1 protein-coding gene is annotated in these 892 nt (G+C 56.4%); it reads left to right on the plus strand.

The window, feature by feature from the left end; genetic code table 11:
• On the plus strand, positions 1 to 410 hold a 410-nt coding region (locus D4A39_RS16750; RefSeq protein ID WP_199699480.1), incomplete at its 5' end, for an ATP-binding protein.
• Between the last annotated feature and the right edge of the window lie 482 nt (positions 411 to 892).

The following is an 892-nucleotide window of genomic DNA, read 5'->3' on the forward strand; positions in this document are numbered from 1 at the left end:
CGGTGAATGTGCCGGGATTTCCAGTTCTGGCACATGGCGATTCAGAACCGCTGATGCGCATCCTACTGAACCTTTCAGACAATGCTCGCAACGCGGCGGGCGACATGGGTTCGGTCACACTCTCACTAACGCTCGCGTCTGACAAATCGGACGGGGTTAAGCCGATGATTGGCCGTCACCCGACCCTACCTTTTGCGATCCTGACAGTAACAGATACCGGCCCCGGCATCCCAGAAGCCATGCTGGGCCAGATCTGGGAACAGGGGTTTTCGACCAAAGGCAGATCCGGATCTGGCCGAGGCCTCGCCTTGGTGCGAAACCTTATCGAGAGTTCCGGGGCCGGATTGGCAGTCGAGACGTGCCTTGGGTCATGGACCAAATTCCAAGTATTCTGGTCCCTTCGGACATAGAATATGCAGGAAACCGCTACTCCACACCCCCCAAAAAAATCGCCACCAGACGCCACCTCCAGTATTCCATAGGGATACCCAATAAATTCTGGAGATGGGCCTGTACGGGGCTAAAATCGCGCTCTCCGTCGATCCTGCCGCAACCCCCGACCCCTGTGTCAGGAAAATTCCACGCTTCAGGATCACTCTTTCTCTGTCAGGCTCCCGCTTTTCATGCTCACACACCTGCAGCCCGAGGGCGCGTTTCTCAGAAGACCGCTTCTACGATTGTCTGCCTCTCTACCGCCCAAAGTACCACGCGGAGAAGCCCACTAGGGCCGCCGACAAGTTGCCATCCAGCGCAACGTAGATGCCTCCGTGTCGCCGTGCGAATGCGTCGGAATGCGCATCGCTACAAGATCAGGGGTGACGGCTTACCGTCGCCATACCCTGCTACGATCAGAGAAAGTGATAAGAGGAACTCAAAGATATACGAAATCCGT

The sequence above is a fragment of the Alcanivorax profundi genome (genome assembly GCF_003597125.1).
In the GTDB taxonomy this organism is placed as follows: domain Bacteria; phylum Pseudomonadota; class Gammaproteobacteria; order Pseudomonadales; family Alcanivoracaceae; genus Alcanivorax; species Alcanivorax profundi.